Below are 24,175 nucleotides of genomic sequence, written 5' to 3' on the forward strand. Positions count from 1 at the left end.
CCCCGCAGCTCCCCGCACCGAAAGAGCCCCACCCCATGCGCACCAAGAAGAACATCTCGTACGCCATCGCCTCCGCCGCCGCTCTGGCCGTGACCCTCACCGCCTGCGGCGGATCCGGCGGCTCCGACGCCTCGGGCGGCACCTGGGACAAGGACGCCGTCGTCAACATCGGCTCCCTCTACGAGCCGCAGAACCTCGACAACACCGCGGGCGGCGGCCAGGGCGTCACCGAGGCGCTCAACGGCAACGTCTACGAGGGCCTGTTCAGACTCACGGACGACGGCAAGGTCGACAAGCTCCTCGCCCAGGACTACGAGACCAGCGCCGACGGCCTCACCTACACCTTCACCCTGCGCGACGGCGTGAAGTTCCACAGCGGCAAGGAACTCACCAGCCAGGACGTCAAGTACAGCCTCGAGAAGGTCACCGCCGACGACTCCCAGTCGGCCCGCAAGAGCAACCTCGACGTCGTCAAGGACATCGCCACCCCCGACGCACGGACCGTGAAGGTCACGCTGTCCAAGAAGTCGATCTCCTTCGTCTACAACCTCTCCTACGTCTGGATCATCAACTCCCAGGCGAAGAACCTGAAGACCACCGAGGACGGCACCGGCCCCTACACCCTGAACAAGTGGAGCCGCGGCTCCGCGCTGTCCCTGAACCGGTTCGCCGGCTACTGGGGCGACGCGGCGGCCAACAAGCAGGTCGTCTTCCACTACTACAAGGACGCCACGGCGCTGAACAACGCGCTGCTGACCAACGCCGTCGACGTCGTCACCAGCGAGCAGTCGCCCGACGCCCTGGAGCAGTTCAAGAGCAACGGCTCCTACAAGGTGAACGACGGCGACTCCACCACCAAGCTGCTGCTGGCCTTCAACGACAAGGCCAAGCCCTTCACCGACGTCAAGGTGCGCCGGGCCGTGTCCGCCGCCATCGACGACAAGAAGCTCCTGGAGTCCGTCTGGGGCGGCTACGGCAAGGAGATCGGGTCGATGGTCCCGCCCACCGACCCCTGGTACGAGGACCTCACCGACGTCAACGCCCACGACGTGGCGAAGGCCAAGAAGCTGCTCGCCGAGGCCGGTTACGCCAAGGGATTCAGCTTCACCCTCGACACCCCCAACTACGACCCGCACCCGACCGCCGCGACCTTCATCAAGTCCCAGCTCGCCGAGGTCGGCATCACCGTCAAGATCAACACGATCACCCCGGACGAGTGGTACACGAAGGTCTACAAGAACCACGACTTCACGGCCACGCTCCAGGAGCACGTCAACGACCGCGACCTCGTCTGGTACGGCAACCCCGACTTCTACTGGGGCTACGACAACCCCCAGGTCACCAAGTGGGTCGAGGAGGCGGAGGCGGCCTCCAGCACCGCCGCCCAGACCGAGCTCCTGAAGAAGGTCAACCGGCAGACCGCCGAGGACGCCGCCAGTGACTGGCTGTACCTCTATCCGCAGATCGTCGTCGCGAACGACAAGCTGTCCGGCTACCCGCTCAACGGCCTGAACTCGCAGTTCTTCGCCTACGACATCAAGAAGACGGGCTGATGGCGCGCTATCTGCTGCGCCGGCTCGCCTTCCTCGCCGTATCGCTGGCCCTGGCGAGCGTCGTGCTGTTCGTGCTGCTGCGCATGCTGCCCGGCGACCCCGCCAACGCGCTCACCGCGGTCGGCGCGAGCCCCGAGCAGATAGCCGCGGCCCGCCACTCCATCGGCTCCGACCGGCCGCTGCCCGAGCAGTTCACCCACTGGCTCGGGCAGCTGGCGAGCGGCGACCTCGGCACGTCGTTCGTCAGCTCGCTGCCCGTCGGACCCGAGGTCGTCGCCCGGCTGGACGTCACCGTGCCGCTCACCCTGGCCGCGTTCGTCCTCGCCGTCCTGGTCGCCGTACCTGCCGGGTTCACCGCCGCGTACAAACGGCACACCTGGTACGGGGCGCTGCTCAGCGGGGTCTCCCAACTGGGCATCGCGATCCCGGTGTTCTGGCTCGGCATGATCCTCATCGCGGTGTTCGCGCTGAACGCGGGCTGGCTGCCCTCCGGCGGCTTCCCGCAGGACGGCTGGGACGCCCCCGCCGAGGCGTTCCGCGCCCTGGTCCTGCCGGTCGTGACCATCGCCCTGGTGATGAGCGCGTCCCTGATCCGCTACGTCCGGTCCGCCACCCTGGACGTGCTCGGCAGCGACTACCTGCGCACGGCCCGCGCCCTCGGCTCGTCCTTCGGCAGCGCCATGTGGCGCCACGGACTGCGCAACGCCTCCGTGCCGGTGATCTCCGTCCTCGGCATCGAACTCGCCTCGACGCTGCTCGGCGCCGTCGTCGTGGAGTCGGTGTTCGCGCTGCCCGGCCTCGGCTCCCTGCTCGCCACCGGCATCGCCCAGCACGACTACCCGGTCATCCAGGGCGTGCTGTTCGTCTCCACCCTCGCGGTCCTGATCATCGGCTTCCTCGCCGACCTGGTCCAGCGGTTCATCGACCCGCGGCTGCGCGGCCGGCTCTCGGGAGGCGCCCGATGACCGGGACGGACCTGCTCACGCCCACCGAACTCCCGTCGAAGCGCCGCTCCCGGCGCTCGGCCACCCTGGCCGTCGGCTGCGTACTCGCCGGGCTGATCGCCCTGCTCGCCCTCGTGTCGGTCCTCTGGCTGCCCTACGACGCCGAGGACACCTCCGGCGGACGGCTCGACGGCCCCGGCGGCGGCCATCTCCTCGGCACCGACAAGCTCGGCCGCGACCTGCTCACCCAGGTGATGACCGGCTCCCGGATCGCCGTCGAGGCGGGGCTCGGGTCGGTGACCATCGCCGCCCTCATCGGCGTCACGCTCGGTGTGCTCGCGGCCTTCGCCCAGGGCTGGCTGGACGACACGCTCTCCGCCTTCCTCGACATCCTCATCGCCTTCCCGACGCTGCTGCTGGCGATGCTCATCGTCGCCGCCCGGTCGGCCACGCTCGGCTCGGCGGTCCTGGCGATCGGCCTGGCGCAGAGCGCGGTGGTGGCACGGCTGGTGCGCATCCTGGTCAAGCGGGTCCTCGCCCAGGACTACATCACCGCCGCCCGCACCTCCGGCACCTCCTGGCCGCGTACGGTCCTCTCCCACGTCCTGCCCAACATCTGGCCCACGCTGGTGGTCAACCTCGCCCTGCAGTTCGGCCTCGCCGTGCTCGCCGAGGCCGGGCTGTCCTACCTGGGCCTCGGAGCGCCGCCGCCCAACGCCTCGTGGGGCCGCATGCTCCAGGAGGCCCAGGCCACCTTCACCACGGCGCCCGCCGGGGCGCTCGCACCCGGCATCCTCCTCGTCCTGCTCGTCATCGGCGTGAACCTCGTTGCCGACGGCCTGCGCGACACCCTCGACCCGGCCACCCGGCGGAGGCGCTCGTGACTCTCCTCGACGTACGCGGACTCACCGTCCGCGCCTCCGACGGGCGGACCCTCGTCGACGACCTGTCCTTCGGCGTGGCCGGCGGTGAACGGCTCGGCCTCATCGGCGAGTCCGGCTCCGGCAAGTCCCTCACGACACTCGCCGTGCTCGGGCTGCTGCCCGACGGCATGACCTCGGCCGGCAGCGTCGAACTGGCCGGGACACAGACGGTGGGCGCCCCCGAGAAGCGGCTCACCGCCGTACGCGGACGGGACGCGGCCGTCGTCTTCCAGGAGCCCCTGACCGCGCTGGACCCGCTGATGCGACTGGGCCGCCAGATCGCCGAGCCGCTCGCCCGCCGCACCGGCCTCAAGGGGAAACCGCTGCGCGAGGCCGTGCACCGGGCACTCGAACAGGTACGGCTGCCCGAACCCGGCCGTATCTCCCGCGCCTTCGCACACGAGATCTCCGGCGGCCAGCGCCAGCGCGTCGCCCTCGCGATGGCCCTGGCCTGCGAGCCGAAGCTGCTCGTCGCCGACGAACCCACCACCGCCCTGGACGTGTCCGTGCAGGCCGAGATGCTGGAGCTCATCGACACCCTCGTACGGGAACGGGAGATGGCCGTGCTCTTCGTCAGCCACGACCTCGCGGTGGTCTCCCGGGTCACCGACCGGGTGCTGGTCATGAAGGACGGCCGTGCCGTCGAACAGGGCGCGGTCCACGACCTCGTGCGCGACCCCCGCGAGGAGTACACCAGGACGCTGGTCGCCAGCGCCCGGAAGCTGGAGTCCGCCCTGGACCTGAGGAGCCCGCGATGACACCCGTGCTGGAGCTGAGGGACGCGGCGGTCCGCTACCGGGGCACCGCGGCCGACGTGGTGCGGGACGTGTCCCTCGCCGTCGAGGCGGGCGAGAGCCTCGCCCTGGTCGGCGAGTCGGGGGCCGGCAAGACGACGCTGCTGCGTCTGCTGCTGGGCCTGGCCCGCCCCACGGCCGGCACGGTCCGCTTCGACGGCGCGGACCTGAACCCGCGCGACCGCGAACAGATGCGCCGCTTCCGGCGGGGCGTCCAGTGCGTCTTCCAGGACCCGTACTCCTCGCTCGACCCCAGCCGGCGGGTCGGCGCGATCGTCGCGGAACCGCTGCGCTCCCTCGGCCTCGACACCCGCGCCACCGCGGCGCCCAAGGTGGCCGCGGCCCTGGAACGCGTCGGCCTCCGGGCCGACGCCGTCGACCGCTACCCGCACGAGTTCTCCGGCGGCCAGCGCCAGCGCATCGCCATCGCCCGTGCCACGGTCTGCGATCCACGAGTCCTGCTGGCCGACGAGCCGGTCAGCGCCCTGGACGTCACCACCCGGGTCAAGGTCGTCGATCTGCTGGCGGAGCTCAAGGAGGAGCAGGGGCTGACGCTGGTGATGGTCTCCCACGACCTGTCGGTCGTGGCCTCCCTGTGCGAGCGCACCGCCGTGCTGGAGCGCGGCCGGGTCGTCGAGCAGGGCGCCACCTCCCAGGTGCTCGGTGAACCCGCGCACGCGTACACCCGCAGGCTGATCGCGAGCGTCCCCCGGCTGCCCGTCTGACCCCCTCCCCCCACGGCCGCGGCGACTCCGGACGCGGCCTCCCGGATTCCTCACCCGCCGCGAGCAGGGCCCGCACCGTTCCTCAGGTGCGGGCCCTGCTCGCGGGTCGAGCACACGACCGGGCGTGTTCAGGTCCATTCGGGTGAAGTTGGATGCGCGCGGCGGCCATCCCGTTTCCCCCCGTGGCGACCGGTGGTTGTCCATCCAGGGAGAGCGGCCGGTGCGTCCCGTGGGAAGTCCCACCAGCCCGGCGGCTCCGGGGCGGGTCGAACGGATCTCCGTTCTCTGGACTTTGGAGTTACTGAACAGTGCGCGTCGCTCTCACCGGGGCCACCGGGTTCCTGGGACTACGTCTGGTCCGCGAGCTGTTGGAGCACCACGACTCGCTGACGGTCCTCGCGCACGCGGGGTCGGGCTGCGCGCTCGGGAGGATCACCCGCTTCCTGGAGCTGACCCACGCGCCCGCCGCGCTGATCGCCGGCCTCCCCGGCCGGATCCGCGTCGTGGAGACCGACCTGAGCCGCCCGGCGCTGGGGCTGTCCGCCGCCGCGTTCCGGCGACTGGCGGACGAGCTGGACGTGATCTGGCACAGCGCGGGCAACATCAACCTCGACGACGACCTCGCGGACCTGCGCCGCGTCAACGTCGAAGGCACCCGCAACATGCTGGAGCTGGCCGCCGCGGGCAGCCGCCGGCCCTCGTACCACCACATCAGTACCGCCTTCGTGGGCGGGACGCGCCACGAAGGCGTCGTCTACGAGGACGAGCTGGACGGCCGGTACGGATTCGAGAACGGCTACGAGCAGTCCAAGTACGAGGCCGAGGTGCTCGTGCGCGACTGGTCACGGACCCACGGGCGGTCCGTCGTGATCATGCGGCCGAGCATTCTGGTCACCGACCTGCCCTCGTACGCCGAACTGCCCCAGCACCCGTTGCAGTTCCTCGCCCGGATCGTGCGGGCGTCGCTGGGGGAGGGGAGACCGGACGCCGTGCCCGACGAACACAGGCCGGTGGTCCGGGTGGCCGGCCGCCCGGACGGGCACCTCAACCTGATGCCCGTGGAGCACGCGGCCGCCGTCATGGTCCGGCTGGCGGGCCGGCCGCCCTCGGGGCGGGCCGACGTCTACCACGTCGTCCACGACCACGATGTCGCGACCACCGTCCTCGCGGCCCTGGTCGAGCGGATCGTGCCGGTGAAGGTGCGGCTCGTCGCCCGGAAGCCGGACGACCCGGCCCCGATGGAGACGGCCGTGGACCTCCACCCCGGATTCACGCCGTACCTCAGCCATCGCCGTCGCTTCGACGACACCCGGGTACGGAGCCTGCTGGGCCCGCGCCCCTCCGGGATCCGCGTCGATCTCGACTACCTGGCCGCCGGCCTCACCCCGGGCCGGCCCGCCTCCACCTCCGGGGCGCCCTGAGCGGCACCGCAGCCCCGCCCGGGCCGCCACCCCAGGAATCAACCCCCTCCTCCCGACGGGAAACCGACCCTTGTCCCTTCTGGCACGCCCGGACGCAGCCGCCACCGGCTCACCGGTCCTCGCTCCGGAACACATCGCTGCCTGCGTCCGGCAGATCAGGCACCCCGCGCACATCGTCGCCGACCCCACCGGCCGGGAACTGGGCCTGGTCACCGGGGACAGGCCGCCGGGTGACGTCGTCGGCACGCTGCCGCCGCTCTACCCGGAGTGGCTGGGAGGGCGGACCTTCTGCGAGGCCCACGGGGTCCGCTTCCCCTATGTCGCCGGAGAGATGGCCAACGGCATCGCCACCACCCGCATGGTGACGGCGATGGCCCGGGCCGAGATGCTCGGGTTCTTCGGCGCCGGTGGTCTCGTCCTCGACGAGGTGGACCGAGCCGTACGCACGCTGGCCACGGAACTGTCCGGCCTCCCCAACTGGGGCGTGAACCTCATCCATTCACCGAACGAACCCGGTCTGGAGCACCGCGTCGCCCAGCTGCTCCTCCGGCACGGCGTCCCCTGCGTCTCGGTGTCCGCCTACATGGAACTCACCCCGGCCGTCGTCCTGTGCGCGGCCGCCGGTCTCCGCCGGGACCCGGACGGGCGGATCGTGCGGCGCACCCGCGTCCTCGCCAAGGTGTCACGGCCCGAGGTCGCGACCCGCTTCCTCTCACCGGCGCCGCCCGAGCTGCTGCGCCACCTCGTCGGGAACGGGGAGCTCAGCCCGGAGGAGGCCGAGCTGGCCGCACTGGTGCCCGTGGCCGAGGACCTCACCGTGGAGTCCGACAGCGGGGGCCACACCGACAACCGCCCCCTCGGCGCCCTGCTGCCGCGCATGCTGCTCCTCCGGGACGAACTCGTACGCCGCCACGGGTACACCCGGGACATCAGGATCGGCGCGGCCGGCGGGCTGGGCACCCCGGACGGAGTGGCGGCCGCGTTCGCGCTCGGCGCGGCCTACGTGGTGACGGGGTCGGTGAACCAGGTCGCCGTGGAGGCGGGCATCTCGGACGACGCGAAGGCCATGCTGGCCGACGCCGACATCGCCGACGTGATCATGGCCCCCGCCGCCGACATGTTCGAGGCCGGAGTGAAGCTCCAGGTCCTGCGCAGAGGAACCCTGTTCGCCCAGCGGGCCGGCCGGCTCCACGAGGCGTACGATGCCCACCCCTCCCTGGACGGGCTGCCGCCGCAGCTGCGCGCCAAGCTCGAACGGGAGGTGTTCCAGGCCCCGCTCGACGAGGTGTGGGCGCGGACCAGACGCTTCTGGCAGCAGCGCGACCCGGCCGAGGTGGACCGCGCGGAGAAGGACCCCAAGCACCGGATGGCGCTGGTCTTCCGCTGGTACCTGGGGAGTTCCAGCCGCTGGGCGATCACCGGGGACGCCTCCCGGCGCAGCGACTACCAGATCTGGTGCGGGCCGGCGATGGGGGCGTTCAACCGGTGGACCGCCGGCAGCTTCCTCGCGGACCCGGCCCAGCGGTCGGTGGTGCAGATCGCGCTCAACCTGCTCGAAGGCGCCGCCGTCGTCACCCGCGCGCACCAACTCCGCACGTACGGGGTGCCGGTGCCGTCCTCCGCCTTCGCCTTCACCCCGCGCCGCCTCGCCTGACCCGCGTACCTCCGTCCTTCGCGCGTACCACCGACCAGCAAGGAAGTAAGCGAGCATGCCCACCTCTCGCCCCCGACAGGTCCCCATCGCCGTGGTCGGCGTCGGCGCGCTCATGCCCGGGGAGCACGGCGCCGACGGGTTCTGGCGCACGGTCCTGGCCGGCCGTGACCTGATCACCGACGTCCCTGCCGCCCGCTGGCTCGTCGAGGACTACTACGACCCCGACCCCACCGCGCCGGACAAGACCTACGCCCGCCGGGGAGCCTTCCTGCCCGACGTCGGCTTCGACCCGATGGCCTTCGGGATCCCGCCCAACACCCTCGCCGCCACGGACACCGTCCAGTTGCTGGCCCTCACCGTCGCCGAGCAGGTGCTCGCCGACGCGGGCGGTCTCGCCGGAGCGGACCGCGACCGCGTCTCCGTCATCCTCGGCGCGGGTGCCACGGAACTCTTCACCCACATGACCGCGCGGATCCAGCGCCCGGTCTGGATCAAGGCCCTCCGGGAGAACGGGATCCCCGAGGACGAGGCGCAGGCCGTCTGCGACAGCATCACCGACCACTACGCCCCGTGGCAGGAGTCGACCTTCCCCGGCATGCTCGGCAACGTCATCGCGGGCCGGATCGCCAACAGGTTCGATCTGCACGGCACCAACCACATCACGGACGCGGCGTGCGCGAGCTCCTTCGCGGCGCTCTCGGCGGCGGTGGGCGAACTCTCCCTCGGACGCGCCGACCTCGTGATCAGCGGAGGCATCGACGCCTCCAACGACGCGGGCACGTTCATGTGCTTCTCCAAGACGCCGGCCCTCTCGCCCAGCGGCGACTGCCGGCCCTTCTCGGACGCGGCCGACGGCACGATGCTCGGCGAGGGCATCGCCATGTACGCGCTGAAGAGACTGGAGGACGCGGAACGCGCCGGAGACCGGATCCACGCCGTCGTCCGGGGGATCGGCACCTCGTCCGACGGCCGCAGCGGTGCCATCTACGCCCCGCTGCCCGAAGGCCAGGCACGCGCGCTTCGACGTACGTACGAGGAGGCGGGCTACGGCCCGGAGACCGTCGAACTGGTGGAGGCGCACGGCACCGGGACGAGCGCGGGGGACGGCGCGGAGTTCGCCGCGCTGCGCCAGGTGTACGAGGAGTCGGACCGGCGGGACCGGCAGTGGTGCGCTCTCGGCTCGGTCAAGTCCCAGGTGGGCCACACCAAGTGCGCCGCCGGTGCGGTCGGCCTCCTCAAGAGCGTCCTCGCCCTGAGCCACCAGGTCCTCCCGCCGATGATCAAGGTGGACCGGCCGGACCCCGCGATGCGGATCGACGACAGCCCGTTCTACGTGAACACCCGGACGCGCCCGTGGGTGCGCTCCCCCGACCGGCCCCGGCGGGCCGCCGTGTCCAGCTTCGGCTTCGGCGGCAGCAACTTCCACGTGACCCTGGAGGAGTACACACCCTCCGCCGGCTCCGGCGGGCGTACCGCCCGGCGCACCAGGTCCGCCCCCACCGAACTGGTGCTCCTCAGCGCTCCGTCGGCGGCCGCCCTCCTGGAACGGACACCCGGCAGCGGCCGGCCGCTGTCCGAGACCGCCCGGGAGAGCCAGCGGGCCTTCCGCACGACCGACCCCGTGCGTCTGGCGATCGTCGCGGCGGACACCGCGGATCTGTCGGACAAGCTCGCCCAGGCGTTCGCGCTGATCGGCCGCCAGCCGGACACGGCGTTCTCCACACCGACCGGTGTCCACTACGCCACCGGCGCCGCCTCGGTCGGCCGGATCGGATTCCTCTTCCCCGGACAGGGCGCCCAGTACGTCGGCATGGGCGCGGACGTGGCCATGCTCTCCCCGGCCGCCCAGGCGGTGTGGGACCGGCTGGGCACCGTGGAGTTCGGCGGGCGCCCGCTGCACCGCGTGGTGTTCCCGCCGCCCGCCTTCAGCGACGGGGAACGGGCCGCCCAGCAGGCGCTGCTGACCGCGACCGAGTGGGCGCAGCCCGCGCTCGCCGTGCAGAGCCTCGCCCTGGCCGAGGTGCTGCGCGGGCTCGGGCTGCGCCCGGACTGCGTGGCGGGCCACAGCTTCGGTGAACTGGTGGCGCTGCACGCGGCGGGGGTCCTGGAGGCCGAGCCGCTGGTGGGCCTCGCCCGCCGGCGCGGGGAGCTGATGCGCGAGGCGGCGGAGGTGCCGGGCGCGATGCTGGCCGTGGCGGCCGGGCGCGACCGCATCCAGGAGGTCATCGCCGGCTGCGGGGTCACGGACGTCTGGCCCGCCAACCACAACGCACCCGCCCAGACCGTGATCTCCGGGGCCTTCGAGTCCGTGGGGATCGTCGAGCAGAAGCTCGCCGCCGAGGGGATCACGACCCGACGGCTGGAAGCCGCGACCGCCTTCCACAGCCCGGTCGTCGCCGGGGCGGGCCGGCCCCTTCTCGCCCATCTGCGCGAGATCCCGGTCGGCGAGCCCCGGCTGGAGGTCTACGGGAACGCCGACGCCGCGCCCTACCCGCCCGGCCCCGAGGAGATCCGGCACCGGATCGCCGGTCATCTCGCCTCACCCGTGCTGTTCGACGAACAGATCGAGGCGATGTACGCCGCGGGGGTGCGGACGTTCGTCGAGGTGGGCGCCGGTGACACGCTCACGGGCCTCGTCGCGCAGATCCTCGGCGACCGCAGGCACCTCGCGGTCGGCCTGGACCGCAAGGGACGTGACGGAGTCACCTCACTTCAGGACGCGCTCGGCCGGCTCTCCGTGTGGGGCGTCCCTCTCGACCACGAGGACCTGTGGGCGCCGTACGCGCCGCCCGCAGCAGCAGCCGAGGAGCAGAAGCCCAGAATGACCGTGCAGATCAACGGCAGGAACCAGGGGCGGGTCTACCCGCCCGCCGGAGGCGCCGCCGCCCTGCCCGCCCCCAACCCGCCCCGCCGGGCCGTGGCACCCGCCGTACAGGTCCCGGCCCCGGCAACCACCCCACCCACGAGGGATGTTCCGGTGACGCCCGTTCCCGCAGCCGCAGAGCCCGCCCCGGCCGTACCCGCCGCTTCCGCACCCGCTGCCGCGGTCACGGACCCGGGCTGGCTCACCGTGATCGACAATGTGCAGCGCTACACCGCACAGGCCCATGAGGCCTGCCAGCGCATGCTGATCGACAGTCACCTGGCCTTCCTGCAGATGACGGAGACGACCTTCAGCGCGATGCTGGGCGGCCAGTCCGGCGGGGACACGGGCGCCCAGGCGGTGTCCACCCCGCCCGGCGCCACGGTCGCGCCGGCCGCCCTGCCCGCCCAGGCCGTACCCGCTGCCGCTGCCATGCCCCCGGCTCCTCCCACGGCCCCCGTGCCCTCGCCGACGCCCGCCGTGCCCGCCGGGGCGGCCGTGCCCAACGCGGCCTCCGTGCTCCAGGAGGCGCCGCCCGTCCAGGCCCGGACCGCCCCCGTCGCGGCCCAGGAGCTCACCGCCGAGGCGTTCGAGGAGCTGCTGCTCTCCGTGGTGGCGGAACGGACGGGGTACCCCGTCGAGATGCTGAACGTCGACATGGAACTCGAGTCGGACCTGGGGGTGGATTCGATCAAGCGGGTGGAGGTCCTGTCCGCCGTGCGGGAGCGGGTCGGTGACCACGGGAGCGGTGATGTCGGGGAGCTCCTGAAGCTCCGCACCCTCCGCCAGATCGTCGAGGCGTTCACGGCCGCCACCGCACCGGCCGCCGCGGCCACCCCCACCCCCAGCCCCGCCCCCACCGCCCCCGTCACGGTGCCCGACGCGGAGAACGCGATCCCCGCGCCCCGGCACGAGCCGGTGCGCACGGCCGAGCCGGCCGCCGAGCTGACCAGGCTCGCCGTCCGCGCGGTCGAGACCCCCGCACCGGGGCTCACCCTGGCCGGTCTCGGGGACGGGCCGATCGTCGTCACCGAGGACGGCGAGGGCATCGCGGAGCGGGTGGTGGCCGGACTGACCGGTCGCGGCCTGCGCGCCACCGTCGTGACCAGCGTCCCCCCGGACGCGCGGGCGGTCGTGCACCTCGGGGGTCTCGCCCCGGCCGGCTCGCCCGAGGCCGCGCTGGAGATCCAGCGGGGCGTCTTCGACGCGGCCAGGTCGCTCGCGCCGCAGTTCACCACCGCCGGCGGGGTGTTCGTCGCCGTGCAGGACACCGGCGGCGACTTCGGGCTGCGCGGCAGCCACCCGGTGCGGGCCTGGCTCGGAGGCATCGCGGCGCTGGCCAGGACGGCCGCCAGGGAGTGGCCCACGGCCGTGGTCAAGGCCATCGACTGCGAGCGCGGCGGACGCGACGCGGACGCCGTCGCCGAAGCGGTCGTACGGGAACTGCTCGACGGCGGACCGGCGGCGGAGGTCGGCCTCCGCGCCGACGGCACCCGCACCACCCCGGTCACGGTCCGCGTGCCGGTGGAGCCCGGGACCGGCGCACGCATCGGCACGGACTCGGTCGTCGTCGCCACCGGCGGGGCCCGGGGCGTGACGGCGGCCGCGCTGCTCGACCTCGCCACGGCCCACCGGCCGCGCATCGTGCTGCTCGGCCGCACCGAGCCCGCCGAGGAACCGCCGGGGCTGGCCGCGGCGACCGACGAGGCCGCGCTCACCCGGGCCCTCGCCGAACGCACCGGCGGGACCACCCCCGCCGCGATCGGGGCCGAGGCACGACGGATCCTCGCCGCCCGCGAGGTCCGGTCCACCGTGGCCGCCCTGGAGAGCGCCGGATCCAGCGTCCGCTACGTGGCGGTGGACGTCCGGGACGGCGGGGCGCTGGGCGCCGCGCTGGAGGAGGTACGCCGCGACTGGGGCCCGGTCACCGGGATCGTGCACGGCGCCGGGGTGCTGGCGGACAAGCTGATCGCCGAGAAGACCGACGAGCAGTTCGACCACGTCCTGACCACCAAGGCGGGCGGTCTGCGCGCGCTGCTCGCGGCGACCGAGAGCGACCCGCTCGACACGATCGTCCTGTTCTCCTCCGTGGCCGCCGTCTTCGGGAACGCCGGACAGAGCGACTACGCCATGGCCAACGAGGTGCTCAACCACGTGGCCTGCGCCGAACGCGCCACCAGGCCCGACTGCCTGGTCCGGTCGGTCTCCTGGGGCCCGTGGCACGGAGGAATGGTCACGCCCGCCCTGGTCGCGCACTTCGGCCGGTCCGGGGTGCCGCTCATCCCCGTAGGACAGGGTGCCGCCGCCTTCACCGCCGAACTGTGCGCTCCGGGCGACGACACCAGGGTGGTGCTCATCGCGGCCGGGGACGGGCCGGACGTCTCCGACCCGGCCGCGGCGCAGGTGCGCGTCGACGCGCGGACGCACCCGTACCTCGCCGACCACGACATCGCCGGTGTCCCCGTCCTGCCGGTGGCCGTCGCCCTGGACCGGTTCGCCGGCGCCGCCGCGGCCTGGCGGCCGGACGCCGGCCACCTGGTGCTGCGGGACCTCCGTGTCTTCAGCAAGGTCGCCCTGCCGCACCTGGACACGGAGGGCCACCGGCTCACCCTGAGCGGCCGCCGCGCGGCGACCGGGTCCCCCTCGGCCGTGGAGGCCGAACTCGCGGGGGAGGAGGGCACACCGCACTTCCGCATCCAGATGGACTTCGAGGCGGAACCGCCGCGCGCGGAGAGCTGGGACACCCCCCGAGGGCTCACCGCCCCGACGGGCACCGACATCTACGACGGCCGGGTCCTGTTCCACGGCCCCCGGTTCCACACCCTGCGCTCCGTCCACGGCGTCGGCGCGGAAGGAGCCGAGGCGACGGTGGCCGGCCTGACCGAGCTCGGCTGGGGCGGTGACCACTGGCACCTCGACGCGGCCGCCACCGACGGCGCCCTGCAGCTCGCGCTGCTGTGGGCGGACCACGCGCTCGGTGACGCCACCCTGCCGATGGCGGTCGCGGAGTGCCGCGTGCACCGGCGTGGCCCCGTCCAGGGCCCCGTGCGCTGCGTGGTGCGGGCCAGGAAGGTGCACGACACGGGGGCGCGCTGCGACGCCGCCCTCCTCGGCCCGGACGGCTCCCCGTGGGTGGAACTGCTCGGCGTGGAGCTCGTACGGCGCCCTTCCTGACCCCGTATCACCCGGATCGTCCGTGTTCGTGAAATGAGACCGGTATGGCATTCGACCCGATCGCCGTCGTCGGCCGGGGGTGCGTCTTCCCCGACGCCCCCGACCCCGACGCCTTCTGGGACAACATCGCCGCGCGACGGTGCAGCCTGTCGCCGGTCCCGGACGGCCGGTGGCGGCTGCCGCACCGATGGGCCATGGGCACCGTCGACGACCACCTGGACCGTACGTGGACCGATGTCGGCGGCTACGTACGGGACTTCACCCAGGTGTTCGACCCGACCGGCTTCCTCGTGGACCCCGAGGAGATCCTCGGCCTGGACCCGCTCTTCCACTGGGTGCTCCACGGCAGCCGGCAGGCACTGCGGGAAGCGGGACACGACGGGCCGTCGCCGCGCACCGGACTGGTTCTGGGCAACCTCTCCTACCCGACGAGCGCGGGGTCGGCCTTCGCCGAGCACGTATGGCTGTCCGAGGGGGCGCCCTCCCTGCTGCCCGCGGCCGTACGGACCAGGCCCGACGCCCGCAACCGCTTCTCCTCGGGGCTTCCCGCCCACTTCGCAGCCAGGGCCCTGGGGTTGGGCGCTGGGGCCTTCGCACTCGACGCCGCCTGCGCCTCGTCCCTGTACGCCGTCAAACTGGCCTGCGACCGCCTCCACGACGGGACCGCGGACCTCATGGTCGCCGGTGCCGTCAACCGGGCCGACAGCCTCTTCCTGCACGTGGGGTTCTGCGGCCTGTCCGCGGTGAGCCGCACCAGCCGCAGCCGCCCCTTCCACCGGGACGCCGACGGCCTCCTCCCCGGTGAGGGCGCCGGGTTCGTCGCGCTGATGCGCCTGCGGGACGCCCTCGCGCAGGGTTCGCCGGTCCTGGGGGTCATCAGGGGGGTCGGGCTGTCCAACGACGGACGCGGCAGGGGACTGCTCAGCCCCGCGCGGGAGGGGCAGGAACGGGCGATGCGTCTGGCGTACGCCATGGCCGGCGTCGCACCGCAGTCCGTCTCGCTCGTGGAGTGCCACGCGACGGGCACACCCGTCGGGGACGCGGAGGAGGTCCGCAGCATGGCGCGGGTCTTCGCGGAGAGCTCCGATGTGCCCATCGGTTCGGTGAAGTCCAACGTGGGGCACCTGCTGGCCTCGGCCGGTGCGGGCGGGCTGCTCAAGGTGCTCGGCGCGATGCGGGCGGGCGTCCGTCCCGCCACGCTGGCCGCCGAGGAACCGCTGTCCGAGCTGCGCGGCACACCGCTGCGGGTTCTGGGCGAGTCCGAGGAGTGGTCCGGCCTGCGCCGGGCCGCCGTCAGCGCCTTCGGGTTCGGCGGCACCAACGCCCACCTGATCGTGGACGCCTGGGACGGCACGGGACGTACGCGCGGAGCCCCGGCAGCGCCCCGGCCCCGCACCCCGCGCCCGGCCGAGGGGCCCCTGGCGATCGTGGCGACGGCCGTCCGGGCCGGCGCGGGTGCGGGCACCCACGACTTCCACCGCGCGGTGCTCGAAGGCCGCACGAGCGGCCCGGCGGCGGAGATCGAGGTGGCCCTGCCGGGCCTCTGCTTCCCGCCCCTCGCGGTCGGACAGGCCCTGCCCCAGCAGATCCTGATGCTCGAAGCCGCACGGGAGGCGGCACGGAACACCCCCCTGCCGCGGGACCGGACCATGGTCCTGGTCGGCACCGGCGTGGACACGGAGAACAGCCGTGCCTCCGCGCGCTGGCGGGCCCCCTGCTGGCTGGAGGACGCCGGGAAGCCCACCGGACCGGAACCGGCCGCGCGGTTCCGGGACGCCTTCTGCGCCCCCATGGGCGCGGAGAGAGTGGTCGGAACCCTGCCGAACCTCGTGGCCAACCGGATCAACACCCAGCTCGACCTGGCCGGTCCGGGATACACCGTGTCGGCCGAGGAGGCCTCCGGCACGGTGGCACTGCGCCTCGCGGCACGCGCGCTGCGGTCCGGGGAGGCGGACGCGGCGCTCGTCGGCGCCGTCGACCTCTCCTGCGAACCGGTCCACCGGGCCGCCCTGGACGAGCTGGGACGACGGACCGTCACCGGCGACGCCGCCGTGGCGGTCGTCCTCAAACGTCTCGACGACGCCCGCCGGGACGGCGACCCGGTACTGGCGCTCCTCGACGACGCGGCCACCGGAGAGCAGCCGGACGTGGTCATCGGTGACGGCCCGGACGCCGGGTTCGACCCGGCCGCGCTGTTCGGCCGCGCCCACGCCGCCCACGGTCTGCTGGCGGTCGCCACCGCGGTGACCGCCCTGCGGCACCGCGCCCTGCCGAGGACCGGAGGCCCCGCCGAGCCCGCCCCCGCACTGCGTACCGCGGACGTGGTGGTGACACCGCTGGAGGCGCCCCCGCTGCGGATGCGGCTGCGGGCCGCCGACGCCGGATCCTGGGCTCCCGGCCCCGCGCCGCGGCTGCACGTGTACTCCGGGCGTGACCGCCACGAGGTCCTGGCCGCACTGGAGTCGGGCACCGAGTCCCGCGAAGGGCCCGCCCGGCTGGCCTTCGTGTGCGACGGAGACCCCCGGGCGCACCGGGAGGCCGTACGCGGCTGGCTCCTCGGCGACGGAGTCGGACCGCCCGGCGCGGTGTACCGCGCCGCACCGGTGGAGGGCGCGACCGCCTTCGTGTTCACGAACGGGTCGGCCGCCTACCCCGGCATGGGCCGCGAGGTGCAGCTGGCCCTGCCGTCGCTCGGCGACACGGTCGCGGCCACGTACGGGAGCGCCGTGGGGCGGCCCGGATCCGATGGCGCGCCGACCGTACTCGACCGGATCTGGGGAGCCGCCCGGCTGGCCGCGATCCACGCGGAACTGACCCGGGGCGTGCTGGGGCTGCGGCCGGACGCCGCCCTCGGCTACTCGTCCGGGGAGTCCGCCGCCCTGGTCGCCCTGGGGGCCTGGGGTGACGTGGACGCCCTGCACCGGGACACCTGGGAGAGCGGTCTGTTCACCCGTGAACTCACCGGCGAGCTACGGGCGGTGCGCCGTGTCTGGGAACGGCTCGGTGTGGACGGCGACCGGTGGTCGAGCTATGTGGTCACCGCACCCCTGGACCGGGTCCGCACGGAACTGGCGGAGGAACGCGCCGTCCACCTGATGGCCGTCAACGCCCCCGGCGTGTGCGTGGTCGGCGGTGAAGCACGGGCGTGCGAGGCCGTCGTGCGGAGGCTCGGCGCCGCCCACGCGATCCCGGTCGACTACGACCTGGCCGCCCACGCCCCCGAGCTGTCCGAGGTCCGCGACCGGTGGTGGAAGCTCCACCACCGCCCCACCCACGCTGTGCCCGGGGTGCGGTTCTACAGCGGGGCGACCACCCACGCGTACGTCCCCACGGCCGAGCGCGCGGCCGACGCCGTCACCGCGCAGGGCATGGGGACGATCGACTTCGTGGGCACGGTCGAACGGGCGTGGGCCGACGGCGTCCGGGTGTTCGTCGAGCACGGGCCGCGCGGCCTGTGCACCGGATGGATCAAGCGGATCCTGGGCGACCGCGACCATGTGGCCGTCGCGCTCGACGCCCAGGACGGAGGGCTGCGCCCGCTCTGCCTGGCCGTGGCGGAACTCGTCGCCGCCGGTGTGCCCGTCCGCACGGAGGCCCTCTTCGAGCAGCTGCGGACCGCCGTGCCCGCACCGGCCGACGACGGGCCCGCCCTCACCGTTCCCGCCCACTGGGAGATCACCTTGCCGTCCCTGGAAGAGCCCGCGGTGATCATGCCGAGGGCGCCCCGGCTGTCCCCGGTCCCCGCGCACCGGCCGGTCGAGCCCGCCGCACCCGTAACCGTGCCCGTGTCGGTGCCCGCCGCAGCACGCGTGCTCGCCCCCGCGCCCGTGCCCGCCCCCGCGCCCGCAGTGCCCGCCCCCACCGCCGTGGAACCGCAGGCGACGGACCTGCGTACGCTCGTCGCCCAGCAGACCGGCCGCGTGGTCGCGCTGCACCAGGACGTCCTTGCCCGGCACCTGGCGATGCATCAGAGGTTCCTGCGGACCAGGGCCCGGCTCGCCACCGCCCTCGTCAAGGGAGCGACGGGAAGCGCGCCGCCGGCGACCGCACCCGCAGGTTTCCCGGGCGTCACACCCGCCCCCGTTCCCGCCGGGCAGCCGGACCCCCTGCCGGTCACCGTGTTCGACCGGGCGCAGCTCGAACACCTCGCCTCGCAGCCGGTCTCCACCCTGTTCGGGCCCGCTTTCGCCGCGCAGGACGCGTACGCCCTGCAGACCAGGATGCCCGGGCCGCCCATGCTGCTCACCGACCGGGTCACCGGCATCGACGCCGTCCCCGCCGCCCTCGCCCAGCTCGGCCCGGACCACGCCACCGGCACCATCCGCACCGAGACCGACGTCCGCCTCGACAGCTGGTACCTCGACTCCACCGGCCGTATGCCGGCCGGCCTCATGATCGAGGCGGGACAGGCGGACCTGCTGCTGATCAGCTGGCTCGGGGTCGACCTGCTCAACCGGGGCACCCGGGCCTACCGACTGCTCGGCTGCGAACTGACGTACCACGGCAGCCCGCCCCTGGCGGGGGAGACCCTGCGGTACGAGATCCACATCGACCGGCACGCCGAGCACGACGGCGTCCGTCTGTTCTTCTTCCACTACGACTGCTACGTCGGCGACGAACTCCGGCTGAGCGTCCGCGACGGCCAGGCCGGTTTCTTCACGAAGGCCGAGCTCGACGGCACCGACGGCGTCCGCCGGGACCCGGCGGGCCGGCCACCGGCCCAGGACCTCCCGTACGACCCCCCGGCGGTGAACGGCGCACCGTCGTCCTTCACCGCCGAACAGGTGCGGGCCTTCGCGGCGGGCCGGCCGGCGGACTGCTTCGGCCCGGGCTGGGACATCACCCGGTCGCACGTGCGCTCACCCCGGCCCGACGACGGCCGGCTGCTGCTCCTGCGCGAGGTCACCGCGTTCGAACCGGCCGGAGGGCCGTGGGGCCGCGGCTACCTCCGCGCGGAGACACCCGTGGCACCGGACGACTGGTTCTTCGAGGGGCACTTCGAGAACGACCCCTGCATGCCGGGCACCCTGATGCTCCAGGCCGGTCTCCAGGCGATGGCCTTCCACCTGGCCGCCCTGGGCTTCACCGCCGACCGGGACGGATGGCGCTTCGAGCCGGTCACCGGGCGGGCCTGCACCGCCCGGTGCCGGGGGCAGGCCACCCCCGCCAGCCGGCGCATCGTGTACGAGGTGTTCGTACGCGGTGTCTCGGCCGGCCCCGAACCGACGCTGTACGCCGACATCCTGGGCACCGTCGACGGGGTCAGGGCCTTCCACGGCGAGGACGTCGCGCTCCGGCTGGTGCCGGACTGGCCCCTCTCGCACTGGCAGCAGCTCGGTGCGCACCGGGAGCAGACCAGCGGTGTCCCGGTGCCGCTCGCGTCCCTCGGGGGGCTCGTCGGTCACCGCGGGGCCGAGGTGTCCGCGCGGTCCGACGGGCCCGTGGCCGACTACCCGTCCTTGCTGGCGTGCGCGTGGGGCAGGCCGAGCGCCGCGTTCGGTGAGGCGGCGCGGATGTTCGACGGCACGCGCAGGATCGCGCGGCTCCCCGGGCCGCCGTACCACTTCATGACCCGTGTCGCCTCCGTGGACGGCCCGCCGCTCGGCATGCGCGAGGGCACCCGGGTGGCCGCCGAGTACGACGTACCCGACGAGGTCTGGTACTTCGAGCAGAACGGTGCCCCGGTCATGCCGTTCGCCGTGCTCATGGAGGTCGCCCTGCAGCCGTGCGGGTGGCTGGCCGCCTACACGGGCTGTCCGCTGACCGCCGACATCGACCTGCTCTTCCGCAACCTCGACGGGAAGGGAACGGTCACCGGCGAGGTCACACCGGCGACCCGCACCGTGCGTACCGAGGCGGAGTTGACCTCGATCTCGCGGACCGGCGAGATGATCATCGTGTCGTTCTCGATCCGGTGCCTGGCCGACGGCGACGAGGTCTTCACCCTCTCCACGGTGTTCGGGTTCTTCCCACCGTCCGCCTTCGCGCACCAGCCGGGGCTGCCCGTCCGGGAGGCCGACCGGGCCGCGCTGGACGCGCCGTGCGCGCGTACCGTCGATCTCACCACGCGCCCCGCCCGCTTCTTCGCCGGCCCGGCCGCGCTGCCGGGCCCGATGCTGCTGATGATCGACAGGATCACCGGGTACTGGCCCGAGGGCGGCAGTGCCGGACTCGGGCGGCTGCGGTCGGAGAAGGACGTCGACGCGGGGGAGTGGTTCTTCAAGGCCCACTTCTTCCAGGACCCGGTCCAGCCGGGCTCGCTCGGCATCGAGGCCATGTGCCAGCTGCTCCGGTTCTTCCTGATCGAGCGGGGGCTCACCGACGGGGTGCCCCGCCCCCGCTTCGAGCCGCTCATGTCCGGCCGGGAGGTGGTCTGGAAGTACCGCGGGCAGATCACCCCCGCCAACCGCCTCATCAGGATCGACCTGGAGATCACGGAGGTCGGCGGGGACGAGCGGGGCCCCTACGCACTGGCCGACGCCAGGCTCTGGGGCGACGACATCTGCCTCTACCACGCCCGCGGACTCGGCGTCCGGGTCGTGTCCGGGGACGGCCCGTCCGGCGTGACGGAGACGACGCTCGACCCGGCGGTCGACCGCTGGACGGGCGACCACCGTCCGACGTGGACCGTGCCCGCGCTGCCCATGATGTCCGTCGTCGACCGGCTCGCCCGAGCCGCCGCCGACCACACCGGCCGTCAGGTGGTGGCCGTGCGCGACGTCCAGCTGCGGCGCTGGATCCCGCTCGCCGGGCCGGTACGTCTGCGGACGGAGGTCACGGCGGCCGGAGCGGTTCTGGAGGTCACGCTGCTGATGTGGCGTGAGGCGGCGACGCCCGCGCTGTCCCGGTTCGAGGAGGTGGCGGGCGGCACCGTGCTGGTGGGCGACCGGCCGGACGACCGCCCCGCGCGGTTCGCGCCGCTGCCGGACGCCGTGGTGCAGCCGGATCCGTACGCCTCGGCCGAACTGTTCCACGGCCCCGCCTTCCAGTACCTGACCTCCCTGGCCATCGGGGCGACGGGCGCCTCCGCGGTGGCCGACACCGCCCGCGGTTCGGTGCCCCGGGGATGTCTGCACCAGGGAGTCATGGACGCGCTCGCCCAGGTGATCCCGTCGGCCGGCCTGCGGCGATGGTCCCCGCAGATCGACGAAGGCATGGTCGGCTACCCCCTCCGGGTGGTCCGGCTGGAGCTGTTCGAAGCGGTACCGGACACCGGCGAGGTCGAGATCGAGGCGCGCTTCGGCGGGCTCGTCACCGACCGGACGGCCCCCGGCCCCCTGATCGCGATCGACGTCCAGCTCTGCGTGCAGGGGCGGGTCGCCGTCGAACTCCGTCTGCAGAACGTCCTGTTGCCCGTCGGCCCGCTCACCCGGGCCACACTCGCCGAGCGCCGGGACTTCCTGCTCCGCCGTGGTGCCGCGCCCGGGGTGGGACTCTGCAGGTACGCCGACGGGGCGACGGAGCTCCTCGGCGACGAGATCGACGCGGTGGACTGGCTCAGGGGCACGGTCGCGCACGTCGTGGGGCTGCCGCCCGGCTCCAGGGCGAGGGACCACCTGGAGGTGATCGCCGTCAAGGACCACGTCGGCCGGCTGGCCGGTGTGCATCCGTACACGGTGGAGGTCGCCGAGGACCTGCGGTCCGCCCGCACCGCCTCGGGAGAGCTCCACCCCGTCCAGGTCGTCCGTAACGGCGACGGGGTCACCGTCCGCTCGGCCGGTGAGCGATGACCGGGACGCCGGAGGACCACCCCGTGCCCCGGGCGCGTACGGCGCGCCCCGAGCGTCCGGTACGTCAGCCGTGGAGACGGCGGTACGTGTTCCTCGCGCTGACCGTGCTGGTGACGATCGCTCTCGGGGCCCTGGGCACGGGCGTGTTCGGCAAGCTCTCCGGTGGCGGATGGACTCCGGCCGACGCGGAGTCCGCGCGGGCCGACGAGGCGCTGCGCGCACACTTCGGGTCCGGCACACCCGACCTCGTCCTGCTCGTCGCCGCGCCCGGCCCCCTCGACGAGCCGCGAGCGGCGGCCGCCGGTCTCCGGCTGACGGACAGACTGCGTGCCGACACCCGTGTGCAGCACCTCGACTCGTACTGGCCGCAGGGCGACCCGGCCCTGTTGTCCCGCGACCGGCACACCGCACTCATCGGTCTGCGGCTGCTCGGCGGCGAGCGCGAGGCCGCGGGGGCGGCGCAGGACATCCGCCGTGAGGTGGCCACCGGCACCGGGCCGCTCACGGTGACCGCGGCCGGGCGCGCGGCGGCCAAACGCGACCTGGAGGAGCAGAGCAGGCAGGACCTCGTACGGGCGGAGCTGATCGCGGCCCCGCTCGTCCTGATCATCCTCGTCCGGGTCTTCGGCAATGTGCTGAGCGCCCTGCTCGCGCTGTCCGTCGGGGGCATCGCGGTGGTGGGCACGCTGGCACTGCTGCACGCCCTCACCGCGTTCACCGAGGTGTCGGTGTTCGCGGTCAACCTGACCACGGCGCTGGGCTTCGGACTCGCCATCGACTACGGCCTGTTCATCATCACCCGCCACAGAGAGGAACTGGCCGCGGGCCGTGACGTCCGGGCTGCGGTCCTGGTGAGCGTGCGCACGGCGGGCCGGACCGTGTTCTTCTCCGCCCTGACCGTCGCCCTGTCGATGGCGGCCCTGCTGGTCTTCCCCCTGTACTTCCTGCGCTCACTGGCCTACGCGGGCATGAGCGTGGCGGCCCTGGCCGGGCTGACCGCCGTACTCGTCCTCCCGGTGTGCCTGCTGGTGGCCGGTGACCGGGTCCGTGGCCGGCGCGGCGCTTCACCGCAGGCCGGGGAGGGCCCGGACGGCGCCGGGCCGCCGGGAGGCGTCTTCCACCGCACCGCCCGTACGGTCATGCGCCGGCCCCTCCTCACCGTTCTCCTGGTCGCGCCCGCCCTGCTCTGTCTGGCCGCTCCGTTCCAGCGCGTCGAGTTCGGCCTGCCGGACGACCGGGCGCTGCCCGCGTCCTCACCCGTGCACCGGGCCACCGACGTGGTGCGTGAGGAGTTCGAGTCCCGCGCCACGGCCATGGCGAGCATCGTGCTGCCCGGCCTCACGGGCCCCGCGTCGACGAGCCTCTCCGACTACGCCCGCCAGGTCTCCCTGGCCCCTCATGTGGTCAGGGTGGACACCGCGACGGGCTCCTACACCGGAGGGACCCTGAAGGCCCCGCCCGTCCCGGCGTCCGCCCGCTTCTCCGGCCCGTACGGCAGCCGGCTCTCGGTCGTCACCGACGCCGAGCCCTTCTCCGCCGAGGGCGGCGAACTCGTCGACGGGCTGAGGTCGGTACCGGCCCCCGTCCCCGCACTCGTGGGCGGGGACGCGGCCGCACTCGTGGACACCACGGCCGCCGTCGGCGCACGGCTCGTACCGGCCGCCGCGATCATCGTGCTGGTCGTTCTCACCCTGCTGTTCCTGTTCACCGGAAGCGTCCTCATCCCCGTCAAGGCCCTCGTGCTCAACCTGCTCAGCCTCACCGCCACGTTCGGGGCGATCGTCCACGTCTTCCAGGAGGGGCATCTGCGCATGCTGGTGGGCGACTTCCAGGTCACCGGCACCACGGACACGCTGCTGCCCGTGCTGATGTTCTGCATCGCCTTCGGGGTCTCGATGGACTACGAGATGTTCCTGCTCTCCCGGATCATGGAGGAGCACCGCCGCACGGGGGACACCACCACCGCCGTGGCCTTCGGACTCGCACGCACCGGCCGGCTGTTCACCGCGGCGGCCCTCGTGCTCGCCGTCACCATGGCGGCGATGGCCACCAGCGGCCTCACCCCGCTGAAGCTCCTGGGAGTGGGGCTCACACTCGCGGTGGTGCTCGACGCCACGCTGGTGAGGATGCTCCTGGTCCCCGCGATCATGAAGTTGGCCGGCCGCGCGAACTGGTGGTGCCCGAAGCCCCTGCGGTACGTGCACGCCCGGTTCGGCGTCTCGGAGACCGGGGCGGACGCGGGGGCGGTGGCCGGGCCGTTTCCGGCCCCGGCCTGTGAGTCGGACCATAGGCCGCAGATCACATACGACGCGCGGTAGTAGGGGGCTTCGCCCGCTCGGGCGCGCCGACCGGCCCGCCGGCCGGGCGTTACGTAAGGGCCTAGTAGCAGGGGTC

Annotated in this window: 10 protein-coding genes; all 10 read left to right on the forward strand. The window is 73.6% G+C overall.

The genetic code is table 11. The features are described 5' to 3' along the window. Positions 1-35 precede the first annotated feature (35 nt). The gene (locus ACZ607_RS10690; RefSeq protein ID WP_469733873.1) at positions 36-1,553 is read left to right on the forward strand and encodes an ABC transporter substrate-binding protein; all 1,518 of its coding nucleotides are present in this window, start codon (positions 36-38) and stop codon (positions 1,551-1,553) included. Beyond that, complete coding sequence (locus tag ACZ607_RS10695) at positions 1,553-2,518, forward strand: ABC transporter permease (RefSeq protein WP_469733875.1); 966 nt, start codon at positions 1,553-1,555, stop codon at positions 2,516-2,518. Before ACZ607_RS10690 ends, ACZ607_RS10695 begins: the two co-directional genes overlap by 1 nt. Next, positions 2,515-3,381, forward strand: coding sequence for an ABC transporter permease (locus tag ACZ607_RS10700; RefSeq protein WP_469733877.1), 867 nt, complete (start codon positions 2,515-2,517; stop codon positions 3,379-3,381). The genes ACZ607_RS10695 and ACZ607_RS10700 overlap by 4 nt, the downstream gene beginning before the upstream one ends. Then, a complete protein-coding gene (locus ACZ607_RS10705) occupies positions 3,378-4,178 on the forward strand; it encodes an ATP-binding cassette domain-containing protein (RefSeq protein WP_469733879.1) in 801 nt (266 codons plus the stop codon). The genes ACZ607_RS10700 and ACZ607_RS10705 overlap by 4 nt, the downstream gene beginning before the upstream one ends. Continuing rightward, positions 4,175-4,939, forward strand: a complete 765-nt coding sequence (locus ACZ607_RS10710; RefSeq protein ID WP_469733881.1) for an ABC transporter ATP-binding protein — start codon at positions 4,175-4,177, stop codon at positions 4,937-4,939. The genes ACZ607_RS10705 and ACZ607_RS10710 overlap by 4 nt, the downstream gene beginning before the upstream one ends. 308 nt (positions 4,940-5,247) lie before the next feature. Further along, entirely contained in the window at positions 5,248-6,360 is a 1,113-nt protein-coding gene (locus ACZ607_RS10715) for an SDR family oxidoreductase (RefSeq protein WP_469733883.1), read from the forward strand. 70 nt (positions 6,361-6,430) lie between these two features. After that, positions 6,431-8,014, forward strand: a complete 1,584-nt coding sequence (locus ACZ607_RS10720) for a PfaD family polyunsaturated fatty acid/polyketide biosynthesis protein (protein WP_469733885.1) — start codon at positions 6,431-6,433, stop codon at positions 8,012-8,014. A 55-nt stretch (positions 8,015-8,069) separates the two neighbouring features. Further along, the gene (locus ACZ607_RS10725) at positions 8,070-14,051 is read left to right on the forward strand and encodes an SDR family oxidoreductase (protein ID WP_469733887.1); all 5,982 of its coding nucleotides are present in this window, start codon (positions 8,070-8,072) and stop codon (positions 14,049-14,051) included. Positions 14,052-14,095: 44 nt separating this feature from the next. Next, positions 14,096-21,781 (forward strand): beta-ketoacyl synthase N-terminal-like domain-containing protein, encoded by a 7,686-nt coding sequence (locus tag ACZ607_RS10730; RefSeq protein ID WP_469733889.1) that lies wholly within the window; start codon positions 14,096-14,098, stop codon positions 21,779-21,781. Then, a complete protein-coding gene (locus ACZ607_RS10735) occupies positions 21,778-24,099 on the forward strand; it encodes an MMPL family transporter (RefSeq protein ID WP_469733891.1) in 2,322 nt (773 codons plus the stop codon). Before ACZ607_RS10730 ends, ACZ607_RS10735 begins: the two co-directional genes overlap by 4 nt. Positions 24,100-24,175: the final 76 nt, after the last annotated feature.

The sequence above is a fragment of the Streptomyces sp. NPDC104381 genome, assembly GCF_055583745.1.